We start from the raw sequence: 21094 nt of genomic DNA on the forward strand, positions 1-21094 counted from the left end.
CGGAACTCCCTCGCGGTCCCGGCGTGGCGCACCGGAACCGGGTCAAGGCTTCGGTCACGGGCGCGCGGCTGTCAACGCGCGTGGGCCGTTCCCTTTCAGTGGTGACGGAATCCCGGCATCCGGAAATGAGGGGATTCCATCAATGCGCGCGCCTCAGCCCTCGCGGCCGGCGCGGTTGGCGATGAGGTCGTCCACCACCGAAGGATCGGCCAGGGTCGAGGTGTCGCCGAGGCTGCCCGTGTCGTTCTCGGCGATCTTGCGCAGGATGCGGCGCATGATCTTGCCCGAGCGGGTCTTGGGCAGGCCCGGCGCCCACTGGATCACGTCCGGTTTCGCGATGGGGCCGATCTCGGTCCGGACCCATTTCTGGAGCTCGGCCTTCAGCTCGTCCGTCGGCTCGACCCCGTTCATCAGGGTGACGTAGCAGTAGATGCCCTGCCCCTTGATCTCGTGCGGGTAGCCCACGACCGCGGCCTCGGCCACGGTCTCGTGCGCCACGAGCGCGCTTTCCACCTCGGCGGTTCCCATGCGGTGGCCCGAGACGTTGATCACGTCGTCCACGCGGCCGGTGATCCAGTAATCGCCGTCCGCATCCCGGCGGCAGCCGTCGCCGGAGAAGTAGTATCCCTTGTAGTCGGAGAAATAGGTCTTCTCGAACCGCTCGTGATCGCCCCAGACGGTGCGCATCTGCGCGGGCCAGCTGTCCTTGAGGCAGAGCACGCCCTCGGCGGGGTTCGTGGTGATCTCCTCGCCCGTGTGAGGATCGAGGATGACGGGCTGGACGCCGAAGAAGGGCTTCGTCGCCGAGCCCGGCTTGAGCGGCGTGGCGCCGGGGAGCGGCGTCAGGAGATGCCCGCCGGTTTCCGTCTGCCACCAGGTGTCGACGATGGGCAGATGGCCCTTGCCCACGACCTCGTTGTACCAGTTCCAGGCCTCGGGGTTGATCGGCTCGCCCACGGTCCCGAGGAGCTTCAGGCTCGAGAGGTCGTGCTTCTCCACCCACTCGGTCCCCTGCCCGATCAGGGCCCGGATGGCGGTCGGGGCGGAGTAGAACTGGTTGACCTTGTGCCGCGCGCAGACCTCCCAGAACCGACCCGCGTCGGGCCAGGTGGGCACGCCCTCGAACATCAGCGTGGTGGCGCCGTTCGCCAGCGGCCCGTAGACGATGTAGCTGTGCCCGGTGACCCAGCCGACATCGGCGGTGCACCAGAAGACGTCGCCCTCGTGGTAGTCGAAGACATATTCGTGCGTCATCGCCGTGTAGACGATGTAACCGCCCGAGGTATGGACCACGCCCTTGGGCTGGCCCGTGGACCCGCTGGTGTAGAGGATGAAGAGCGGGTCCTCGGCGCCCATCTCCACGCAGCCACTGACGTCGTCGGCCTCGAGCGCCAGTTCGTTGTAGTCGTGATCGCGGCCCTGGACCCAGCTGGTCTGCTCGCCAGTGCGGCGCACCATCAGGACCTTCACGCTGTCCTTGGCGTGCAGCAGCGCCTTGTCGGTGTTGGACTTGAGCGCGGTCTTCTTGCCGCCGCGGGGCGCGTAGTCGGCTGTGATCACGACCTTGGCGTCGCAGCCGTTGATCCGGGCGCCCAGCGCGTCGGGCGAGAAGCCCGCGAAGACCACCGAGTGCACGGCGCCGATCCGGGCGCAGGCGAGCATGGCATAGGCCGCCTCGGGGATCATAGGCAGGTAGATCACCACCCGGTCGCCCTTCCTGACCCCCATGTCCTCGAGAATGTTCGCCATCCGGCAGACATGGCCGTGGAGTTCGCGGTAGCTGATGTGCTTCGGCGCGTCCTTCGGGTCGTCCGGTTCCCAGATGATCGCGGTCCGGTCGCCGCGGGTCTCGAGGTGGCGATCCACGCAGTTGGCGCAGACGTTCAGCGTGCCGTCCTCGAACCACCTGATCGAGACCTGCCCGAGGGTGAAATCCGTGTTCTTCACCGTCTCGTAGGGCCTGATCCAGTCGATCCGCTTGCCTTCCTCGCGCCAGAAGGCCTCGGGATCGGCGACCGAGGCGGCATAGAGCTCGGCGTAGCGGTCGGCGTCGACATGGGCCGTCTGCGCGAACTCCTTGCGGGGCGGATAGACGGCGGCGGCGGTCTTGGCGGCGGTGTTCATGGATCCTCCCTTGGCGGCGTCAGGCGCCCTTCATTGCAGGTCCGGCCCTGCGTCCCCTCCTCCGCCCCGACGGGCCTGCGGGCCGGGGCGCGGGACGCAGTAAACCGGGATCGGCGGGAAATGGGAACACCCGGGCGGCGGATCGGATGAGAATCCGCGCAGAGGAGGAGGCGGACCGGCGGCCATGCTGCGCCGCAGGATGAGGCAGCGACGGCGCGACATGCACAAAATGAAGGCACCTGCGCCGATGCGCCCCGCCGGACCTCCCGAAAGGAGTCCGCCCGGTCCTGCGCCTCTGTGTAGTCCGCAGACAGACGGGCGCGCTGCCCGCATCGGGAGGAGACCACCGGCTCCGCGCTCCTCCCCCGGGACCGGTCGAAGGCCCGGCCGACAGGAGCCGCCACTGGGGGATAACTGCCAGATGAAGACGACAACCGCCCTTTCCGCCGCCGCGCTTCTCGCATCGGGCCTCGCCGCCTCGGCGCAGGAGACGGCCTGCCCGATCAAGGTCGGCGTGCTGCACTCGCTCTCGGGCTCGATGGCGATTTCCGAGACCACGCTCAAGGACGTGATGCTGATGCTCGTCGAGCAGCAGAACGCCGCCGGCGGCCTTCTGGGCTGCGACATCGAGGCCGTGGTCGTGGACCCCGCCTCCGACTGGCCGCTCTTCGCCGAGCGCGCCCGCGAACTGCTGACCGTGGACGAGGTCGACGTGATCTTCGGCTCCTGGACCTCGGTCAGCCGCAAGTCCGTCCTGCCCGTGCTCGAAGAGCTGAACGGTCTGATGTTCTACCCCGTGCAGTACGAGGGCGAGGAATCGAGCCGGAACGTCTTCTACACCGGCGCCGCGCCGAACCAGCAGGCGATCCCCGCGGTGGACTACTTCCTCGAGGAGCTGGGCGTCGAGAAGTTCGCGCTTCTGGGCACCGACTACGTCTATCCGCGCACCACGAACAACATCCTCGAGCAGTATCTGCAGGATGCCGGCATCCCCGCCGAGAACATCTTCGTCAACTACACGCCCTTCAGCCACAACGACTGGTCGTCGATCGTGGCAGACGTGGTGGAGCTGTCGGCCGACGGCAGCCAGGTGGGCGTGATCTCCACCATCAACGGCGACGCCAACGTGGGCTTCTACAAGGAACTCGCCGCCGCGGGCATCGACTCGGCCGACATTCCCGTCGTCGCCTTCTCCGTGGGCGAGGAGGAGCTGTCGGGCCTCGACACGACGAACCTCGTCGGCCACCTCGCGGCGTGGAACTACTTCATGACCGCCGACACCCCGGAGAACGCCGAGTTCATCGCCGCCTGGCACGAGTTCATCGGCACCACCGACCGCGTGACCAACGATCCCATGGAGGCCCATTACATCGGCTTCAACATGTGGGTGAACGCGGTGACCGAGGCCGGCACCACAGATGTGGACGCCGTGCGCGAGGCCATGTGGGGACAGGAATTCCCGAACCTGACCGGCGGCACGGCGGTGATGAACCCGAACCACCACCTGTCGAAGCCGGTGCTTATCGGCGAGATCCGCGCCGACGGGATGTTCGACATCATCAGCCAGACCGAACCGGTCCCCGGTGATGCCTGGACCGACTTCCTTCCCGAAAGCGCGGTGCTGATGTCGGACTGGCAGGAGCTGGGCTGCGGCATGTACAACACCGAGACCCAGACCTGCGTGCAGCTGACCTCGAACTACTGACGCGCGATCTCCGGCGCGCGGATCTCCCTGCCGCGCGCCGGCCGACCCCGGCCCGCCCTCTCCTCCCTGGCGGACCGGGGCCTTTCGCCCCTCTCCTCCCCCGACCCATGACCCGAACGGACCCGGATGCGCCTCCTGAAGATCCTCGCGGCCCTGCTTCTGCTTCCGGCGGCGGTTCTCGCCCAGGACGTGCAGAGCGTCCTGCAGACCCATGCCGAGGAGGCAGCCTCTCCCTCCCGGCGCAGCGTGGGCGTCCTGCTTGCGGATATCTCCGCCTCGGGCGCGCCGGAGACGGCGACCTTCCTCGAGCGCTACCGCGACCGCGAGGTCTGGCAGCGCCTGTCGGACGGGCGCTTCTACTATGCCGAGGACACCGGCGACCGGACCTATACCCTGATCGACATCGACACCGGTGCTGCGACCGAAGGCGTCTCCGCCGACGACCTGGAGCAGATCCGCCCCAACGGCGGCGTGCAGCGCGAGATCGCCGGGGCGCTGGTGGCCTTCCAGCTTTCGGACCCGGACATCTCGCGGCGACGGACCGCGGTCGAGGCCATCGCCCGGTCTCCGTCCGAGGATCACCTGGCGCCCCTGCGCGCCTCGGTCGACACCGAGCCCGACCCGGCGCTGAAGGCCCGCAAGGAACAGCTTGCGGACCTGCTGGCCGCCACCTACGGCGACACGCCCGAGGAGCGGATCGCCGCCATCGAGGACCTGACGGGCTCGCTCTCGGTGGAGGTCCGCGCGGCGCTGAACCGCATCCTCGCGACCGAGGCGGGCGTGGCCACGGACCTGCCGGAGGCGAACATCGCCCGCGTCCTGGAGCCGGGCCGCGACCTGACCGAGGCGGCTGCCTACGGGATCTTGGTGTCCGAGGGCCTCGCCCAAGCCAACCCGACCGACGCCGAGATCTACACGGCGCTCACGCAGAACATAGACGGCGGTACCGTGGCGGGCGTGCCCGTGGCCCTTCTGGGCGACCCCGCCGAGCGGCTGCGCGCCTACGACGCGCTGGCCGAGGCGGGCGCCGTGCCGCGCCGGATCCCGCCCGAGGCGATCGCCGGGGCGGTGACCTCACACGTCTTCTTCGAGTCCTATCTGGAACCCGACGAGGCCATCACCGACGCCGCCCGACGCGTCCTGTCGGGCATCCAGACCCGGGTCGGCCTCGGGCAGGTCGCGGACCGGACGCTCGACGGGCTGTCGCTCATGTCGATCTACTTTCTCGCCGCCATCGGCCTCGCCATCACCTTCGGCGTGATGGGCGTGATCAACATGGCCCACGGCGAGTTCATCATGATGGGCGCCTACACCGGCTACGTCGTGCAACTCTTCGTGCCCGACTACACGCTGAGCCTCGCCATCGCCCTGCCGCTCGCGTTCGTGGTGACCTTCGGTGCAGGCGTGGCGCTGGAACGCTCGGTGATCCGCTTTCTCTACCACCGTCCGCTCGAAACCCTGCTCGCCACCTTCGGCATCTCCATCGCCCTGCAGCAGCTGGCCAAGAACATCTTCGGCACCCAGGCCCGGCCGCTCACCTCGCCGGACTGGCTTGCGGGCGCCTGGGCCGTGAACGACGTGATCCAGATCAGCTACATCCGCATCGCGATCTTCGTGCTGGCGCTGATCTTCCTCGCCCTCCTCTTGTTCCTGCTGAACCGCACCCGCCTCGGCCTCGAGGTCCGCGCGGTGACCCAGAACCCCGGCATGGCGGCCTCCATGGGGATCGACCCGGACCGGATCAACATGCTGACCTTCGGACTCGGGTCGGGCATCGCGGGGATCGCGGGCGTGGCCATCGGGCTTTACGCACAGGTCACCTCCGAGATGGGCTCGAGCTACATCGTCCAGAGCTTCATGACAGTGGTCGTGGGCGGCGTCGGCAACGTCTGGGGCACCCTCGCCGGAGCGTCGCTGATCGGCGGGCTGCAGAAGGGAATCGAGTGGTTCAATCCCTCCAACACCCTCGCCGCGCAAACCTACATGGTGATCTTCATCATCCTGTTCATCCAGTTCCGCCCCAAGGGCATCGTGGCCCTCAAGGGCCGCGCCGCGGGCGACTGATCCCATGACCCCGATCGATCCGAACACCGGCAGGCCTTCATGACCGACACCCCTCATTCCTTGGGCCGCAAATATCCCGGTGGGGGTCGCCATGGTCGCGCCATTGGTCCGAGTGACAATGGCGACGGGGAGGCAGCGCCTCCCCCGGCGGGTCGCCGTGCAGACCACGGCGAAACCGGCAAGCCGAAATACTGGGTTCTCGGCCTCCTGTTCCTCTTCTGCTTCGCCGTCACGATCATGTCCGAGGCCGCGGGCACCGGCACGATCTCGACCTCCTTCGTCAAGACCCTGGGCAAGACGCTCTGCCTCTGCCTCGCGGCCATCGCGATGGACGTGGTCTGGGGCTACACCGGGATCCTCAGCCTCGGTCACATGGCCTTCTTCGGCCTCGGCGGATACATGATCGGGCAGTGGCTGATGTATGCCCGGACCGAGGCCATCGTGCTCGAGAACCTCGCGAGCCAGCCCATCCCGGCCACGCCGCAGGAGATACAGAACGCCATCGGCAGCCAGATCTTCGGCGTGGTCGGCTCCTCCGACCTGCCGCCGATCTGGGGATTCGCCCATTCGCTGACGCTGCAGCTGGCGCTCGTCGTGCTGGTGCCCGGCCTTCTGGCGCTGGTCTTCGGCTGGCTCGCCTTCCGCAGCCGGGTGACGGGCGTCTATCTCTCGATCCTGACCCAGGCGATGACGCTGGCGCTCTCGCTCTACCTCTTCCAGAACGACAGCGGGCTCAGGGGCAACAACGGTCTCTCGGGCCTGCAGAACATCCCCGGCCACGAGCAGACCTCCCAGGCGGTGATCTCGCTCGCCTTCTTCTGGGCCTCCGCACTCGCCTTCGCCGCCGGTTACCTGCTCTTCTCGTGGATCGTATCCGGCAAGATGGGCTCGGTGATCCGCGGCATCCGCGACAACGAGAGCCGGGTGCGGTTCCTGGGTTACCCGGTGGAGGGGTTCAAGCTCTTCGTCTTCACCCTGACGGCGGTGGTCTGCGGGCTCGCAGGCGCGCTCTATTATCCCCAGGCGGGCATCATCAACCCGGCGGAGATCGCGCCCATCGCCTCGATCTACCTCGCGGTCTGGGTCGCCATCGGCGGGCGCGGGCGGCTTTACGGCGCGGCCATCGGCGCGGCCTTCGTCTCGCTGCTGTCGTCCTGGTTCACCGGGGGCGGCGCGCCGCCCCTCGACCTCGGCTTCTACAGGATCCTCTGGACGGACTGGTGGCTCGTGCTGCTCGGGCTCTCCTTCGTCCTCGTCACCCTCTTCGCGCCCAAGGGCATCGGCGGGCTCTTCGATTTCCTCGTGCGCAAGCCCGAGGCCGACCGCGAGGGCGACTACGGCCCGGACGCGGGCAGCCGCCGCGCCGAGGAAGGCCCCGAGGACGAGGAGGCGCGGACATGACGGCGCTCACCGAAAGCGAACCGCGCTCGCACGAGCGCGGAGAGCGCGCCCGCCGCCCGGGCGCGACGCTCCTCGAGGTCTCGGGCGTGTCGGTCACCTTCGACGGCTTCAGGGCGATCAACAACCTCTCGATCAGCATCGGCGAGCCGGAACTGCGCGCCATCATCGGACCGAACGGCGCCGGCAAGACGACCTTCATGGACATCGTCACCGGCAAGACCCGGCCCGACGAGGGTCGCGTCCTCTGGGGCGAGAAGAGCCTGAACCTGCTGAAGATGTCGGAATCCGAGATCGCCCGCGCCGGCATCGGCCGCAAGTTCCAGAAGCCCACGGTCTTCGAGGCCCAGACCGTGCGCGCCAACCTCGCCATGGCGCTGAAGGCGCCGCGCTCGCCCTTCGACGTGCTGTTCTTCCGCCCCGGCCCCGACGTCGCCGCCCGCATCTCCGAACTCGCCGCCGAGATCGGCCTTGCGGGAGAGCTCGACCGCCTGTCCGGGGAGCTTTCCCACGGGCAGAAGCAATGGCTGGAAATCGGCATGTTGCTGGCGCAGGACCCGCGCCTCCTCCTCGTGGACGAACCCGCCGCCGGCATGACTCCGGCGGAGCGCGAGCATACCACCGACCTGCTGAAGCGCGCCGCCGAGAAGCACGCCGTCGTCGTCGTGGAGCATGACATGGAATTCGTCCGCCGCCTCGAATGCCGAGTGACCGTCCTGCACGAGGGCTCGGTGCTGGCCGAGGGCTCTCTCGATCACGTCACCCGCGACCAGCGGGTGATCGACGTCTACCTGGGGCGCTGATCCATGCTCGACGTGTCGAACCTCACCCTCCGCTACGGCCAGAGCCAGATCCTCCACGGCATTTCCCTGACCGCCGCCCCCGGCGAAGTCACCGCCGTCATGGGCACCAACGGCGTCGGCAAGACCTCGCTGCTGAAGGCCATCGCCGGGCGCCATCCGTTCCGCGATGGCCGGATCACCCTCGACGGCCGCGATCTCGGCCATCCCTCGGCCTATGCCGCCGCACGGGCGGGCATCGCCTATGTGCCCCAGGGCCGCGAGATCTTTCCCCTGCTGACGGTCAGGGAGAACCTCGAGACGGCCTATGCCTGTCTGCCGCGGGGCGAGCGCGGCATCCCGGGACGCATCTTCGAGCTGTTCCCGATCCTGAAGGATTTTCTCGCCCGCCGAGGAGGCGATCTTTCGGGCGGCCAGCAGCAGCAGCTCGCCATCGCGCGCGCGCTGATCACCCGGCCTCGCGTGCTGCTCCTCGACGAGCCCACCGAGGGCATCCAGCCCAACATCATCCAGCAGATCGGCCGCGTGATCGAGACCCTGCGCGCCGAAGGCGAGATGGCGATCGTGCTGGTGGAGCAGTATTTCGACTTCGCCGTGGGCCTTGCCGACCGCTTCACCGTGCTCACACGCGGCGAGGTCAGCTTCCGCACCGACAAGGCCGCGCTCGACCGCGAGAAGCTTCTCTCCGCCGTGTCGATCTAGGCGGGACACCCGCCGCCGCCGTCCGCAGGGCGGATTTCCAGCCCGCCGCCCGCCGTTCCGAAGCCTCCCCCGTTGCCGGCCCCCGCGCGATGGGCCAAGAACATCCCATGACGCACAGCTATTTCTCCGCCCTCGGCGGACACGCCCCACAGGACCAGCTTCTGACCGGCCGCGCGGTCTTTACCGAGGCCTATGCCGTCCTGCCCCGCGGCACGATGCAGGACATCACCGCGAGCGCCCTGCCCCACTGGGACCGAACCCGGCTCTGGATCCTCGCGCGGCCGCTGTCGGGCTTTGCCGAGACCTTCAGCCATTACGTCATGGAGGTCGCGCCCGGCGGCGGCTCGGAACGCCCCGAGCCCGATCCCGAGGCCGAGGGCGCGCTCTTCGTCACCGCGGGCACGGGCACCCTCGCTCTCGACGGCGCCGAGCGCGCGCTCGCGCCCGGCAGCTTTGCCTACCTGCCCCCGGGCACCGACTGGACGCTGCGCAATAGCGGCACGGACACCCTGTCCTTCCACTGGCTGAGGAAGGCCTGGGAGCCTGCCCCGGGCCTCGAAGCGCCGGACGCCTTCGTGACGTCCGACGCGGAGGTGGCGCCGAGCCCCATGGCGGGCACGGAAGGCCGCTGGGCCACCACGCGCTTCATGGATCCCGCCGACCTGCGCCACGACATGCATGTCACCATCGTCACGCTCGAGCCCGGCGCCGTGATCCCCTTCATGGAGACCCATGTCATGGAGCACGGGCTCTACGTTCTGCAGGGCAAGGGCGTCTACCGGCTCAACCGCGACTGGGTCGAGGTCGAGGCGGGCGATTACATGTGGTTGCGCGCCTTCTGCCCCCAGGCCTGCTATGCGGGCGGGCCGGAGCCCTTTCGTTATCTGCTCTACAAGGACGTGAACCGCCACCCGCGCCTGCGCCCCTTCGGCCCGCGCGGCTGACCGCCGCGCGGAAGGGAACCGGGATGACAGGGACCAACTGGCGGATGGTGGGCATCGCCTTCGGCGCGGGCGTGGTCGCGGCCATGCATATCGGCAAGCTGCCGCCCGCCATCGGGGCGATCCGCGAGGACCTTGGCGCGGGGCTCGTGATGGCCGGGTGGATCGCCTCCACCATCTCCGCCGTGGGCACCCTCACCGGGCTCGTCGCGGGCGGGCTCGCGGACAGGGCCGGCCCGCGCCGGACCCTCGTCGGAGGACTTCTGGCGCTCGCCTTCGGGAGCCTCGCGGGCAGCCTCGCCACCGCGCCCGCGCTGATGCTGCTCGCGCGCTTCGTCGAGGGGATCGGCTTTACCGCGACCACCGTCGCGGGTGGTATCCTGATCGCGCGGGCCACTTCCGAGGCCGACCGCCGCCGCGCCATGGCGCGCTGGGCAACCTTCATGCCGCTTGGCTTCACCGCCATGCTGCTGGTCTCGGCGCTGATGACCGGCCCCTTCGGCTGGCGGCCGGTCTGGCTGATCGCGGCGGGGATCACTCTGCTCTGGGCGGGGATCGTCCTTCGAGCGACGGGCGCGGGCGATGGCGGCGAGGGGCGGCGCGACGGGGGACGGTCCCTTGGCGCGAGCCTCGCGCTCGATCTCGGACGGACCGGCGCGGTGCTCGCGGCGGTCTGCTACGGGCTCTATGCCGCGCAGCACCTCGGCATGATGACCTGGCTGCCCACGATCCTTGCCGATACGCGGGCGACCGGGCCGCTGGCGGCGGCGCTCGTTACCGCGATGGTGCTGATGGCCAATGCGGGCGGCAACCTGCTGGCTGCGCGGGCGCTGGGGCGCGGAGCGCCGATCTGGCGGCTGCTGGCACTGGGCTCGCTGGGGATGCTCTGCGTGGAGCTTCTCGTCTTCAGCGCGGGCCTGCCCGACGCTCTGCGGCTGGCGCTGCTGGTGCTCTTCGGGCTTGCGGGCGGCCTGATCCCCGCCGCCGCGCTGGCCGCCGCTCCGGTCTATGCGCCCTCGCCCGCCCTTGTCGGCGTGCTGACCGGGCTGATGGTGATGGCGACCAATCTGGGCCAGCTCGCCGGCCCGCCGCTGATGGCCTCGGCCCGCGTCGCCGCGGGGGACTGGAGCGGCACGGTCCTGCTGCTCGGGGGCCTTGCCGTGGCGGCGCTGGTCTCGGCCCTCGCCTCGGCCCGACACGAACGGGCCGCGCGCGCGCCCGCGCCCCTGCCCGGCTGACGGGACCGATTGCACACGGGCCCCGCCTGCGCCAAGAGGGAGCATGGCCGATCCCGCCGATCTTCCCGAACCCGACCGCCTGCCCGGTGCGCCGCACCCCCGGGACACCCCGCGCCTTTACGGACAGGCCGCCGCAGAGGCGGCCTTTCTCGAGGCCTTCGCCTCCGGACGCCTCCATTCGGGCTGGCTGATCTCGGGCCCGCGCGGCGTGGGCAAGGCGACGCTCGCCTGGAAAATCGCGACCTTTCTCGTGGCGCAGCCCGCCGCGACCGGGGAGGCGGGCCTCTTCGGCGCACCGCCGCCGCCCGAGAGCCTTGCCATCCCGCCCGATCATCCCGATGCGCGTCTGGTGGCGGCGGGCGCCCATCCGCGGCTGCACCTCGTCCGGCGCGGGCCGAACGACCGGGGCGACAGGCTGTCCGCCGAGATCCGCGCCGACGTCGTGCGGGGCATGAAGAAGTTCTTTCACCTCTCCGCCACCGACGGCGGGCGGCGCGCGGTGATCGTGGATGCCGCGGACGAGATGAACGTCTCCGCGGCCAACGCGCTCCTCAAGGACCTCGAGGAGCCGCCTGCCCTCACGACGCTGCTCCTGGTGGCACACCGGCCCTCGCGGCTCCTGCCCACCATCCGCTCGCGCTGCCGGGAACTGCGGCTGGGTCCTCTCGAGGCCGCAGACCTCGGCGCTGCCCTCGCCCAGGCCGGCGTCGACCTGGCGGAGACGGACGCACTGGCCGTGCTTTCGGGCGGCTCGGTGGGCGAGGCGATACGGCTGGCGCAGGGCGACGGGCTTTCCCTCTATGCGGATCTCGTGAAGCTCGTCTCCGGCGCGCCGCGGATGGACCGCACCGTCGCGATCCGGCTCGCCGAGGCCTGCGTCGGAGCGAAGAACGAGGCACGCTACGACATGACGCTCGACCTTCTGGACCGGCTGATCGCGCGGCTCGCCCGCGCCGGGGTCGCGGGTCCCCCGGAGGTGCAGGGCGCGCCCGGCGAGGCGCGGCTGGCGGCGCGGCTGGCGCCCGATGCGCGGGCGGCGCGGGCCTGGGCCGATCTCGGCCAGCGCCTGACGGAGCGGTCCCGCCGCGGCCGGGCGGTCAACCTTGACCCTGCCAGCCTCGTGCTCGATATGCTCCTGAAGATCGAGGAGACGGCCCGCGCGGTCGCGACAGCCGAGGCCGCCCCATGAGCCCCGCCGACATGACATCCGGACAGAGCGCGCCCGCGCGGCTGGTGGACAGCCACTGCCACCTCGACTTTCCCGATTTCGATAACGAGCGCTGCGAGGTCATCGCCCGCGCCCGCGCCGCGGGCGTCACGCGCATGGTCACCATCTGCACGCGCCTGCGGAACGAGGCGCAGGTGCGCGCCATCGCCGAGGCCCACGACGGCGTCTTCTATGCCGCGGGCACCCACCCGATGTCCGCCGCGGAGGAGCCCATGGCCACGGTGGACGAGCTTGTCGCCCTCGCCCGGTATCCGAAGTTCGTGGGCATCGGCGAGAGCGGACTCGACTACCACTATACCGCCGAAAGCGCCGAGGTGCAGCGCGAGAGCCTGCGGGTGCATATCGACGCCGCCCGCGAGACCGGCCTGCCGCTGATCATCCACGCCCGGGACGCGGACGAGGACATGGCCCGGATCCTGCGCGAGGGCCATGCGAACGGCGCCTTTGCCTGCGTCATGCACTGTTTCTCCTCGGGCCGCGGCCTCGCAGAGGCCGCGCTCGACCTCGGGTTCTACCTGTCAATGTCGGGCATCGCGGCCTTCCCGCGGTCGCAGGAGCTGCGGGACATCTTCGCAGCGGCGCCCCTCGAGCGCATCCTCGTGGAGACCGACAGCCCCTATCTCGCCCCGCCGCCCCATCGCGGCCGCCGCAACGAGCCCGCCTACGTCGCCCATACCGCCCGCGTGGGTGCGGAGCTCTTCGGTCTCGACGAGGCGGAGTTCGCGCGCGCCACCAGCGCCAATTTCGACAGGCTCTTCGCCAGGGCCGCCGCCTGATGGCCGAGCTTTCCGTCCGGATCCTGGGCTGCGGCTCCTCGGGCGGCGTGCCGCGGCTGGGCGGGCACTGGGGTGCCTGCGATCCCGCGAACCCGAAGAACCGCCGCAGCCGCTGTTCCCTGCTGGTCACTCGGCGCGAGGGCGCGGGCGAGACGCGGGTGCTGATCGACACGGCGCCCGACCTGCGCGACCAGCTCCTCGCCGCGGAGGTCGGAGAGGTGGACGCCGTCCTTTACACCCATGCCCATGCCGATCATGTGCACGGGCTCGACGACCTGCGCCAGATCGTCTTCAACACCCGGAAACGGCTGCCGGTCTGGGCCGATGGCGACACGTCGAATGCCCTTGTCAGCCGGTTCGGCTATGCTTTCGTGCAACCGGAGGGCTCTCCCTATCCGCCGATCCTCGATCTGCACGAGATCGCCGGGGAGGTCACCGTCAAGGGGGCGGGCGGCGCGCTGACCTTCATGCCCTTCGAGGTGAACCACGGGGCGATCGACGCGCTGGGCTTCAGGTTCGCGGATATCGCCTACCTGCCCGACGTGGCCGAGATCCCTCCCGAAAGCTGGCCCGCGCTGGAGGGGCTGCGACTCTGGATCGTCGATGCGCTGCGCCGCGAGCCCCATCCGACCCATGCCCATCTCGCCCGCACGCTGGAGTGGATCGCGCGGGCGGACCCGGCGCGGGCGGTGCTGACGAACATGCATATCGACCTCGATTACGAGACGATCCGGGCCGAGACCCCGGACCACGTGGAGCCGGCCCATGACGGCCTCACCCTTTCCTTTCCGATCTGATACCTCTTTGGGCCTGCAAATATCCCCGCCGGAGGCTCCCGCCGTTCCCCCTGTGCGCCGCGCCGGATGAGCGGGCTCCTGACGGTCATCCTGCCGGTCTTCCTGGTGATCGGCTTCGGCTACGTGGTGCGCTGGCGCGGCTTCTTCACCGATGCCGATGTGGATGCGCTGGTCTATTTCACCCAGACCTTCGCGATCCCCTGCCTGCTGTTCCTGGCGATTTCCACGCTCGATCTCGGCGCGAGCTTCGACTGGCGGCTTCTCGTGAGCTTCTACGCGGGCGCCTTCTCGGGCTTTGCCCTCGGGCTTCTCGGCGGGCGGTACGTTTTCGGGCGGAACTGGGAGGACTCGGTCGCCATCGGGTTCTGCGGGCTCTTCTCGAACACGGTCCTGCTGGGCCTGCCGATCATGGAGCGCGCCTTCGGCCCCGACTCGCTCACCGGCAATTTCGCGATCATCGCCGTGCATTCGCCGCTGTGCTACGGCGTGGCCATCACCTGCATGGAGATCGCCCGGTCGCGCGGCGCCCCGGCGCGGCACATCCCGAAGAAGGTGCTGAAGGCGATCCTCTCGAACCCGCTCATCGTTGGAATCTCTCTGGGGTTCGTCGTGAACCTCGGCGGGCTGCCGATGCCGGGCGTCATGGCCGACGCGCTCGACCTGATGGTCGGAGCGGCCATTCCCGTGGCGCTCTTCTCGCTCGGGGGCGTGCTCTACCGCTACAGGCCCGCGGGCGACATGCGGGTGATCCTCTTCGTCTGCGCGATCAGCCTCGTTCTGCATCCCGCGATCGCCTACGCCCTCGGCACGGCGCTCGGGCTCGGGACGGAGGCCCTGCGCTCGGCGGTGGTGACGGCGGCAATGGCGCCGGGGGTCAGCACCTATGTCTTCGCCAATCTCTACGGGGCCGCGCGGCGCGTCGCGGCCTCCGGGGTGTTGATGGGGACCGGACTGTCGATCCTCAGCGTGTGGGTCTGGCTCGCGATCCTGCCCTGAGGCCCCCGATCCTTCGATGATCCCCGGATCAGCCCGGGCTCATGCCACGCAGCCTTTCCGAGCGGCGGCGCAGGAGTTCCACCGTGGTCAGCAGGATGATCGAGAAGGTCACGAGGATCGTCGCCACCGCGAGAATGGTGGGCGAGACCTGTTCTCTCAGCCCGATGAACATCTGCCACGGCAGCGTCTTCTGCGCCGCGGCGCCGACGAAGAGCACCACCACCACCTCGTCGAACGAGGTGATGAAGGCAAAGAGCCCGCCCGAGATCACCCCCGGCAGGATCAGCGGCATCTGCACCTTGAAGAAGGTTCGCACCGGCCCCGCCCCCAGATTCGCCGAGGCACGGGTCAGCGACCTGTCGAAGCCCACCAGAGTGGCCGTCACGGTGATGATGACGAAGGGGATGCCGAGCGCCGCATGGGCGAGGATCACCTTGATATAGCCCGTGAGTTCCCGGCTCATGCCGAGGTTGGCCTCGAGCCAGTTGCCCATGGCCGAATAGAAGAAGAACATCCCCGTGGCCGAGATGATCAGCGGCACGATCATCGGAGAGATCAGGATCGCCATGATCGCCTGCCGCCCCGGGACGTGGGACTGCGAGAGGCCGATGGCCGCGACCGTTCCCAGGGTCACCGCGATGATGGTCGCAAAGGGGGCGATGATCAGCGAGTTCCGCATGGCGAGCTGCCAGTCGGAATTGGTGAAGAAGTCCTCGTAGTGCCTCAGGGAATAGCCCGCGGGGTCGAGCGCCAGCATCTCTGGGGTGAAGGTGAAGAACGCCTCCGCGTTGAAGCTGAGCGGGATGATCGTGACGATGGGCGCGATCAGGAAGAAGAAGATCGCGCCGCAGATGAAGAGAAAGGCATTGTGCCAGAGGACCTGCCCCGGCGTGGCATAGGGCGGCACGCCCTTGCGGTAGTCGCCACGCACGATCCAGTAGGCAAACCAGCTCATCACGGCACCGATCAGCACGCCGGCGACCAGGCCGGGCACGAGCCCGAGCGCGAGGCCGATCAGCCCGTAGAGGGCGATCATGGTCCAGCGACCGGCCGTCCGGTTCGACGCGAACTTCACCGGCGAGGCCGCATCGAACGCGCCCGCGGCGGCATAGGCGAGGAGCGCGCCCAGGGCCGCGCCCACGAGGGCACCCACGAGGCCGAGGCCCGCGGCATTGCCCCCGAGATAGCCGAGGATCAGGCCGAGCCCCGCCACGATGGGCGCCGAGAAGCCGGCGAGGGAGGGCAGCCCCTTGGTGGCGTTTGCGGGATTTGTGACGGCGTCGGTCATCTCAGCCTCCCAGCTTCACGTTGTCGATGCCCACGATCCGGTCGTAGAGCCAGTAGAGCACCAGCACGAGCGCCAGCAGGATCGTCCCCAGCGCCGCCGCGAGGCCCCAGTTGAGCGAGGTCGAGATGTGGAAGGCGATCCGGTTCGAGATGAAGACGCCCCGGGTGCCGCCGACGATCTCCGGCGTGATGTAGTAGCCGATGGCGAGGATGAAGACGAGGATGCTCCCCGCGCCGATGCCCGGCACCGATTGCGGGAAATAGACCCGCCAGAAGGCCGTCCAGTTGGTGGCCCCCAGCGACTTCGCCGCGCGCAGGTAGGAGGGCGGGATGGTCTTCATCACCGAGTAGAGCGGCAGGATCATGAAGGGCAGCAGGATGTGCGTCATGGCGATGATCGTGCCGGTCTGGTTGTTGATCAGCACGAGGCGGTTCGCATCCGAGATGATGTTGAGCCAGACCAGAAGGTCGTTGATCACCCCCTGCTGCTGCAGGAGCACCTTCCAGGCACTGGTCCGCACGAGAAGCGAGGTCCAGAACGGCAGGAGCACGAGGATCATCAGCACGTTCGCCGTGCGCAGGGGAAGGTTCGCCAGCAGCCAGGCGACGGGATAGCCGAGCAGGATGCACGACAGGGTGATCCCGAGGGACATGACCATCGTCCGCAGGAACAGCGTTCCGTAGATGCGCTGGTCCTCCGGGACCATCTGCACGCCGTCCGCGGTGAGCTTGCGGTCCGCGGCGGTCAGGAAGTAGCCGGAGGTGAAGGGCGTCGAGAAGGTCTGCAGCGTCTCCCAGAAGGATACCTCGAGCCAGTCCTCGTCCATCTCGGCGAAGGCGGCGCGGTAGTCGAAGGGCATCTCCGCCTCGGCGACGGGCAGCACCGCCTCCAGACGCGCGCGGGTTTCCCCGTCGAACGCCTCGACGGCCCCGGGATTGGCGGCGAGGTCCTCCGCGAGCGAGACGTGGACGAGGGGCCAGGGCGTTTCCTCGGCCACGCTCTCGATGTCGTCGACGCGGGAGAAGAGCTCGAAATCGGCGAAGGCGTCGGCGGTGCGGGGCAGCGCCTCGCGGGCTTCGGGACGGAACTCGAACTCCGGCGGCGGGATGCTGAAGCGCATGCCGCCCTCGTCCTTCAGGACAAGCCAGTCGGCGTTCTCGGCCTGCCAGTCCGGCGTTCCGAAGAGATCGACCCAGGTCTGCGCCTCCTCCCAGGCGGGTTCGGCGGCGACGAGGCTCTCCATCACCTCCTCGCCCATGTCGGTCATGCCCCGGCCGGCCTGACGGAAGAGGGAGGAGATGCCGGGCTGTTCGTAGTTGAGGCGGCTGCCGAGGCGGGTGTGCATCCGCTGCTCGGCGGCGAGCGTCAGATCGCGGGCGAAATCGGCGAAGACCTCCTGGCTTGGAGGTTCGCCGCCGGCGGCGTCCCAGTCGGAGATCGACACGACGGTGCGGGGCAGCGTGTCGGTGACGATCTGGTTCTCGACCGAGCGGAACAGCATCTGGCCGATGGGGATGAGGAAGGTCAGCAGGATGAAGAGCAGGAGCGGCGCGATCAGGGCGAGCGCGCGCATCTTCTGGCGGCGCAGGGCGCGGTTCAGGCTCTGCTTCAGGGGCCGGCCGTCGGCGGCCACCATCGGCCCGTCGGCGCGTTCGGCGTCGCGGATGGCGGTGTCGGGCGTCGGTCCGGTGATCTTGTCCGGGCTGGCGGCGGCGTCGGTCATCGGCGGACCTCCGTTTCGGTCTGGCGCGGGATTCGGGGAAAGCGTCCACGCGTGGACACCCCATCAAGAATTTGAAATCCATGGATAAACGAATCTATCCACAGGTTATCCACAGGGGCGGAAAGACGGAGCGGCCGGCTCATGCGGCAGCCTCCTGCCGGCGGGCGCCGGCCTCGATCTCGTCGGGGGACAGGCTCCGTTCGTGGGTGGACATCCACCACCAGTTTCCGCCCATGTCCTCCACCCCGCCGTCGAGATCGCCGTAGAACTGCGCGGCGAGCGGCATCACCGGCTGCGCCCCCGCCGCGACGGCGGCGTCGAAGGTGGCCCGGGCGTCGGGGACGTGCACATAGACGAAGCCGGGTCGCGAGAAACCGAGCCGCGACGCCCCGACCATGATCGTGGAGCCGCCGATGGACAACTCGGCGTTCCAGAGCGCCCCGCCCCGGCGATAGAGCGCCGGGCGGATGTCCTCGGCGCCGAAGACCTCGCGGGCGAAGGCCAGCACGGCATCGGCCTCCGGGCAGACCAGAAAGCTGGACACGCGCGACCGACCGGGCGCGATCCACGGCTCCGCTGCGGCCGACCCGCTCACACGCCCTCCACGATGGTCAGCGTGCCGGTCGAGTTGGCATGCCGGATGCCGACCACGGCCTGGTAGGCGTCGGACCGGTAGGCGGCCAGGGCGGCCTCGTAGCTGGGAAACTCGATCAGGACGTGCCGCGAATGGGGCATCTCCCCCTCGGGCGTCTCGGACTGGCCGGCGCGGACCAGATAGCGCCCGCCGAATTCGGCGAGGGCCGACGGAGCGGCCTCGACGTAGGGCCTGTAGGCTTCCGAGTCCGTCACGGACAGGTGCACCATCCAGTAGGCCTTGGCCATGTGTCGCATCCCCCTCTGGTGCGGCAGGCCGGGCCCGGGGCCCGGCCTGCGCAGATCGCTTACTGGGCGAGCCAGGCCTGGAACTGGGCGTCCAGGTCATCGCGATAGTCCGCCCACCACTCGTAGTTGTAGACGAAGATGTTCTGCGAGTTCTCGGGCGCCGTCGGCATGTGCGGCGCCATCTCGACACCGAGTTCCGCATGGGTGCCAACGAGCGGAGCCGAGCTCGCACGGGCCGGGCCGTAGGAGATGTAGGCGGCCTGGTCGGCGAGACGCTGGGTGTCCGTGGCGAACCACAGGAAGTCCAGCACCCGGTTCAGGCGCTCCTCGGGCAGGTCGGCCGGGATGATCCAGCCGTCGAGGTCGAAGACCTGCGCGTCCCAGAGCATCTCGATGGGCTGGTCCTGCTCCACGATCGCCGAGAACAGGCGGCCGTTGTACGTGGAGCCCATGACGATCTCGCCGTCGGCGAGAAGCTGCGGCGTGTCGGCGCCGGCGTTCCACCAGACGACCTGGTCCTTGATCGTGTCGAGCTTCGCGAAGGCCTGCTGGACGCCTTCCTCGGTCTCGAGGACGTCGTAGATGTCCTCCTTCGCGACGCCGTCACACAGAAGCGCCCATTCCATGTTGTTGATCGGGCGCCGCTCGAGCGACCGCTGGCCCGGGAAGGTTTCCAGATCGAACACGGCACAGACGTCCTGCGGAACGTTGTCGCCCCAGGCCTCGACATCGGTGCGGTAGCCGAAGGTCGTCGAGTAGACGATCTGCGGAATGTAGCAGTCGGACACGATCAGGTCGCCGAAGTCCTCGGAGGCCGGGGTGCCGTCGGGCGCGGGAGCGAGGATCTCGTCATGGTCGACTTCCATGGCGAGGCCCTCGTCGCAGAGGCGGATGGCGTCGGAGGCCACCACGTCCACGAGATCCCAGGTCACGTTGTCGGCCTCGAACATGGCGCGCAGGTTGGCCACGGCCTCGGCCGACCGCTCGTCCCAGGAGATCGAGACGTCGGGGTTCATTTCCAGGTACGGCACGACATAGGCCTGCTGCTGGGAGTTCTGATAGGCGCCCCCCCAGCTGACGAAGGTCAGGTCGTCTGCCATGGGCTCACCCGCGACAGGGCTCTCCATGTCCTGAGCGAAGGACACGCCGGCCGCGAGGGTCAGCGCCGTCGTCGTCATCAGAAGCTTTGTCATTTTCATTCGGGTCTCCCGTTTGCCCGGATTCACGTTGACAGAGGACTGCGGCCCCGGGCGGGCACGGCCCCCTTTGCCGGCGGCTCAGGCGTCGAGCGCGCGACAGTCGCGGGGCAGCCAGCCGATGGTGACGTGCTGCCCGGGACGCAGCCGGACCTGATCGGCGCGGTTGCGTGTCTTGACGATGAAATTGTCGTTGCCGGCCACGCTGAGGCGCGTCCGGAACGTGTCGCCCATGTAGATGAATTCCTTCACCTCGGCCTTGAGCGTGTGGGCATCAGGACCGAGCTGCGGGTCGATCTCCACCCGCTCGGGGCGGATCGACACCAGCGTGCGGTCGCCCACGCCGGAGACGTTGACCGGCGTCGCGTCGATCTCCTCGCCGTTGTCGAGCTGCACGACGCAGGCGTCGCCGGAGATCTGCGTCACGCGGCCCTCGAGCGTGTTGTTCTCGCCGATGAACTGGGCGACGAAGCTGTTCTGCGGCCGCTCGTAGAGCTCGTCCGGCGGGGCGAGCTGCTGGATGCGACCGTCGTCGAAGACCGCCACGCGGTCGGACATGGTCAGTGCCTCGGTCTGGTCGTGGGTGACGTAGACCACGGTGATTCCCAGCTCGTGGGCGAGGTTCGTGATCTCGAACTGGAGGCTCTCCCGGAGCTGCTTGTCGAGGGCGCCCAGAGGCTCGTCCATGAGCACCAGCTCGGGCTCGAACACCAGCGCGCGGGCGAGGGCAATTCGCTGCTGCTGCCCGCCGGACATTTGCGCCGGGCGACGGCCGCCGAATGCGCCCATCTGCACCATGTCGAGAGCGCGTTTCACCTTCTGCTCGCGCTCGGATTTGCCGATCTTGCGCACCTCGAGGGGGAAGGCGAGATTTTCCGCAACAGTCATGTGCGGAAACAGCGCGTAGTTCTGGAACACCATGCCGATTCCGCGCTTGTGCGGGGGAATGTTGTTGATCGGCTTGCCGTCGAGCTTGATCTCGCCGTGGGTGGCGGTCTCGAAGCCGGCCAGCATCATCAGACAGGTGGTCTTGCCCGAGCCCGAGGGCCCCAGCATCGTCAGGAACTCGCCCTTCGGCATGTCGAGGTTGAGGTCTTTGACGACGAGGCTTTCGCCGTCATAGCTTTTCTGAACGCGCTCAAAGGCAACGAACGCCGTGCCGGTCGCAGTATCCGCCAAAAGAGGCTCCCCGTGTTGTCCCGGCGGTTTTCCGCCTTGTCTGAGCACCGAATAAAC

Annotated in this window: 18 protein-coding genes; 11 read left to right on the forward strand and 7 right to left on the reverse strand. The window is 68.9% G+C overall.

The window, feature by feature from the left end; all coding sequences use genetic code 11:
* Positions 1-153: 153 nt before the first annotated feature.
* A complete protein-coding gene (gene acs, locus EAT49_RS13830) occupies positions 154-2124 on the reverse strand; it encodes an acetate--CoA ligase (protein WP_123642870.1) in 1971 nt (656 codons plus the stop codon).
* 421 nt (positions 2125-2545) lie between these two features.
* On the opposite strand from acs, the gene urtA reads away from it, so the two are divergent.
* The 11 genes from urtA to EAT49_RS13885 all read left to right on the forward strand — a co-directional run bounded on the left by urtA (position 2546) and on the right by EAT49_RS13885 (position 14769).
* Complete coding sequence (gene urtA, locus EAT49_RS13835) at positions 2546-3829, forward strand: urea ABC transporter substrate-binding protein (protein ID WP_123642871.1); 1284 nt, start codon at positions 2546-2548, stop codon at positions 3827-3829.
* 126 nt (positions 3830-3955) lie between these two features.
* Positions 3956-5893, forward strand: coding sequence for an urea ABC transporter permease subunit UrtB (gene urtB / locus EAT49_RS13840; protein WP_123642872.1), 1938 nt, complete (start codon positions 3956-3958; stop codon positions 5891-5893).
* A gap of 39 nt (positions 5894-5932) precedes the next feature.
* The gene (locus tag EAT49_RS13845; RefSeq protein ID WP_246003852.1) at positions 5933-7294 is read left to right on the forward strand and encodes an ABC transporter permease subunit; all 1362 of its coding nucleotides are present in this window, start codon (positions 5933-5935) and stop codon (positions 7292-7294) included.
* Positions 7291-8094: an urea ABC transporter ATP-binding protein UrtD gene (urtD, locus tag EAT49_RS13850; RefSeq protein ID WP_123642873.1), complete on the forward strand. Its 804-nt coding sequence runs from the start codon at positions 7291-7293 to the stop codon at positions 8092-8094. The genes EAT49_RS13845 and urtD overlap by 4 nt, the downstream gene beginning before the upstream one ends.
* 3 nt (positions 8095-8097) lie before the next feature.
* The gene (gene urtE, locus EAT49_RS13855) at positions 8098-8793 is read left to right on the forward strand and encodes an urea ABC transporter ATP-binding subunit UrtE (RefSeq protein WP_123642874.1); all 696 of its coding nucleotides are present in this window, start codon (positions 8098-8100) and stop codon (positions 8791-8793) included.
* Positions 8794-8900: 107 nt separating this feature from the next.
* Positions 8901-9737, forward strand: a complete 837-nt coding sequence (locus tag EAT49_RS13860) for a bifunctional allantoicase/(S)-ureidoglycine aminohydrolase (RefSeq protein ID WP_123642875.1) — start codon at positions 8901-8903, stop codon at positions 9735-9737.
* Positions 9738-9760: 23 nt separating this feature from the next.
* Complete coding sequence (locus EAT49_RS13865) at positions 9761-10972, forward strand: MFS transporter (protein ID WP_123642876.1); 1212 nt, start codon at positions 9761-9763, stop codon at positions 10970-10972.
* Positions 10973-11015: 43 nt separating this feature from the next.
* Positions 11016-12161 carry a DNA polymerase III subunit delta' gene (locus tag EAT49_RS13870; protein WP_123642877.1) on the forward strand — a complete coding sequence of 382 codons (1146 nt, stop codon included), beginning with the start codon at positions 11016-11018 and terminating at the stop codon, positions 12159-12161.
* The gene (locus tag EAT49_RS13875) at positions 12158-12976 is read left to right on the forward strand and encodes a TatD family hydrolase (RefSeq protein WP_425459527.1); all 819 of its coding nucleotides are present in this window, start codon (positions 12158-12160) and stop codon (positions 12974-12976) included. Before EAT49_RS13870 ends, EAT49_RS13875 begins: the two co-directional genes overlap by 4 nt.
* Complete coding sequence (locus EAT49_RS13880) at positions 12976-13773, forward strand: MBL fold metallo-hydrolase (protein ID WP_123642878.1); 798 nt, start codon at positions 12976-12978, stop codon at positions 13771-13773. The genes EAT49_RS13875 and EAT49_RS13880 overlap by 1 nt, the downstream gene beginning before the upstream one ends.
* 66 nt (positions 13774-13839) lie before the next feature.
* Complete coding sequence (locus tag EAT49_RS13885; protein WP_123642879.1) at positions 13840-14769, forward strand: AEC family transporter; 930 nt, start codon at positions 13840-13842, stop codon at positions 14767-14769.
* A gap of 28 nt (positions 14770-14797) precedes the next feature.
* Here the strand turns inward: EAT49_RS13885 and EAT49_RS13890 are convergent, their stop codons facing one another.
* From EAT49_RS13890 to EAT49_RS13915, 6 genes are all read right to left on the reverse strand, one after another.
* Positions 14798-16057, reverse strand: coding sequence for an ABC transporter permease (locus EAT49_RS13890; protein WP_123642880.1), 1260 nt, complete (start codon positions 16055-16057; stop codon positions 14798-14800).
* 1 nt (position 16058) lies between these two features.
* Positions 16059-17780 carry an ABC transporter permease gene (locus EAT49_RS13895; protein WP_123642881.1) on the reverse strand — a complete coding sequence of 574 codons (1722 nt, stop codon included), beginning with the start codon at positions 17778-17780 and terminating at the stop codon, positions 16059-16061.
* Positions 17781-17919: 139 nt separating this feature from the next.
* Positions 17920-18375, reverse strand: coding sequence for a VOC family protein (locus EAT49_RS13900; RefSeq protein WP_185020758.1), 456 nt, complete (start codon positions 18373-18375; stop codon positions 17920-17922).
* Positions 18372-18662 carry a DUF1330 domain-containing protein gene (locus EAT49_RS13905; protein ID WP_123642883.1) on the reverse strand — a complete coding sequence of 97 codons (291 nt, stop codon included), beginning with the start codon at positions 18660-18662 and terminating at the stop codon, positions 18372-18374. The genes EAT49_RS13900 and EAT49_RS13905 overlap by 4 nt, the downstream gene beginning before the upstream one ends.
* A 59-nt stretch (positions 18663-18721) precedes the next feature.
* On the reverse strand, positions 18722-19861 hold the full coding sequence (locus tag EAT49_RS13910; RefSeq protein ID WP_123642884.1) for an extracellular solute-binding protein: 1140 nt from the start codon (positions 19859-19861) through the stop codon (positions 18722-18724).
* A 78-nt stretch (positions 19862-19939) separates the two neighbouring features.
* Positions 19940-21037 (reverse strand): ABC transporter ATP-binding protein, encoded by a 1098-nt coding sequence (locus EAT49_RS13915; protein WP_123642885.1) that lies wholly within the window; start codon positions 21035-21037, stop codon positions 19940-19942.
* Positions 21038-21094 lie beyond the last annotated feature (57 nt).

Origin of the sequence: Histidinibacterium lentulum, from assembly GCF_003789055.1 — a bacterium.
Taxonomy (GTDB): domain Bacteria; phylum Pseudomonadota; class Alphaproteobacteria; order Rhodobacterales; family Rhodobacteraceae; genus Oceanicola; species Oceanicola lentulus.